2 protein-coding genes are annotated in these 2,174 nt (G+C 58.0%); one reads left to right on the top strand and one right to left on the bottom strand.

The window, feature by feature from the left end; all coding sequences use genetic code 11:
• Window positions 1–204: 204 nt before the first annotated feature.
• Window positions 205–813: a bifunctional transcriptional activator/DNA repair enzyme AdaA gene (locus tag ACQR0W_RS33475; RefSeq protein WP_315718667.1), complete on the bottom strand. Its 609-nt coding sequence runs from the start codon at window positions 811–813 to the stop codon at window positions 205–207.
• Window positions 814–868: 55 nt separating this feature from the next.
• Here ACQR0W_RS33475 and ACQR0W_RS33480 point away from each other — a divergent pair, with 55 nt between their 5' ends.
• Window positions 869–2,098: an MFS transporter gene (locus ACQR0W_RS33480; RefSeq protein WP_315718668.1), complete on the top strand. Its 1,230-nt coding sequence runs from the start codon at window positions 869–871 to the stop codon at window positions 2,096–2,098.
• The last annotated feature ends 76 nt before the right edge of the window (window positions 2,099–2,174 follow it).

The raw sequence follows: 2,174 nt of genomic DNA on the forward strand, positions 1-2,174 counted from the left end.
ACCACAACGCGCCAATTCGTCCTCGAAACAGATGGCGTTCACGACGAAACTACTGCCGACTTTTTCAACGGAATCGGTCAAAAGCCACCTTCCGGTCGGCCAGTAACTTACGTCCGGTTGTATCCAGCAGTAGGCGTTCCAGGCGCCGGCCCGAAGGTCCCAGATGGGACAACATCAGACGTCGGGCGGGTTCGTATTAGCGGATCAAGCCTTCGCCCGCCGGATCGAAGTCGGTGGACGCTTGTATACCTCAGCAAACACACTGTTGAAACGCCGTAGGCTGCAGAATCCTGATCTAAGTGCGACCTCGGTCATCGGAAGCTTCGTCTCGTCCAAGAGACGCTTTGCTCGTTGAACACGCCCCGTTCGCGCGACTTGGGCGGGACTTGCGCCGACATATTTTTTGAATAGGCGTGATAGATGCCGCGGTCCGATGCCGAGACGTTCTGCGAGTGTTTCGATGTTCGCATCGTCTAGTGCACCACTGCTAATCAGACGTAGGGCGCGCTCAACTGTCGTCCGTGAGCCCTTCCAAGCTGGAGAGAACGGTGCCGTTTCGGGGCGGCATCTGAGGCATGGTCGAAATCCCTCCTGCTCAGCTGCAGCTGCCGAAAGATAAAACGTCACGTTTTCGGCCTTGGCGGGGCGCACCGGGCACACCGGCCTGCAATAGATCCTCGTGGTTCGGACGCCTGAGAAGAACAGGCCGTCATAGCTCTTGTCGCGACTCACTCGGGCACGTTCGCATACAACGGGATCAAGCCTCCCGATGTCCGTTAAAGCCGACGACGGAGTCCGATTCCGGCGAGCCACAACACGCTCCAATTGCTACGACGCCATCAACCTATCAGCATGAGTGAGCGAGACAATGGGTGACGAGCAGCATTTCGTTGGTTGGTCGGTGGCATGGGCTGCCTTTACCTTGGCGGTGCTCGCCTGGGGCATCGGCTTCTATGGTCCTTCGGTCTTTCTTCCGACTCTGCACTCCTCGCGCGGATGGTCCATCTCGGAAATCTCGGCTGCCATTACCTTTCATTTCGTGCTGAGTGCGCTCCTGGTCGCGTATTTGCCCGACATTCATCGCAGAATTGGGATTGCCGGGACGACACTGGGCGGTGCTCTTCTGATGGCCATCGGGTTGATCGGATGGTCCAGATCGTGGGAGCCGTGGCAACTCTTCTTAGCGGCCATTCCGAGTGCGGGAGGTTGGGCCGCTACAAGTGGTGCTGCCCTAAACGCCATTGTCGCCAGATGGTTCGAGCGCGATCGCCCGAAGGCGATGAGTCTGGCGTTCAATGGCGCAAGTGTCGGGGGGGTTCTGTTCGTGCCTTTGTGGCTCTTCTTGATCGATTGGCTCGGCTTTCAAACCGCGGCGCTGGCCGTGTCCATTGTTGCCCTCGGCGTTATGGGTTGGATTTCTATTCGATACTTCAGGCTGTCCCCCACCAGCCTTGGTCTCTCTCCCGATGGCAACGGAGTGCCTACGGTTGTCGCGAAACCGACAACGAGACTATCTCGCTCTAGCATTATTCGTATGCCGGGATTCCTTACGCTTTCGGCGGCGTTTGCGCTTGGCTTGTTTGCGCAGATCGGCCTTCTGTCACACTTGGTCTCCCGCCTCACTCCCGATGTTGGTGCGACAACTGCGGGCCTGCTTCTCAGCCTAGCGACGGCATGTGCAGTAATCGGACGGACTCTGACGGGATGGTGGATCGGAGATCACGACCGGCGGATCGCCGCAGCCATTAACTTCGCGGTTCAGACCGTAGGAGTTCTGCTGCTCATCTTCGGCAACGGATGGATCGTACTGACATTTGGCTGCGTCATCTTCGGATTTGGCATCGGGAATCTTACGACTTTGCCGCCATTGATCGCGCAGAAGGAGTTCGATCGTAAGGATGTGGTGGCGGTGGTTGCGCTGATCGTTGCCATCAATCAGGCAGTATTTGCGTTCGCGCCAGCCATTGTTGGTGCTCTCCGCGATGCGACTTCGGGTTATGGAACGGCGTTCGGGATTGTCGCTTGCATCCAGCTTTTGGCTGCGATGGTTGTGCTCCTTGGGCGTAAGGCCGTGGTCCCGCCGGCGAGGTCAGCTTAGGGTCTTGGTCGTGTAAAAACGGCCTTGCGGACGTCCGTCCTGACCACGAGGACGCGGGCGTTTCTCAGGCTGTGAT

The sequence above is a fragment of the Bradyrhizobium sp. HKCCYLRH1034 genome (assembly GCF_051168375.1).
GTDB lineage: Bacteria > Pseudomonadota > Alphaproteobacteria > Rhizobiales > Xanthobacteraceae > Bradyrhizobium.

Coding starts and splice junctions, on each gene's coding strand:
- ACQR0W_RS33480 (WP_315718668.1), top strand. CDS start 869: ATGGGTGACGAGCAGCATTTCGTTGGTTGGTCGGTGGCATGGGCTGCC.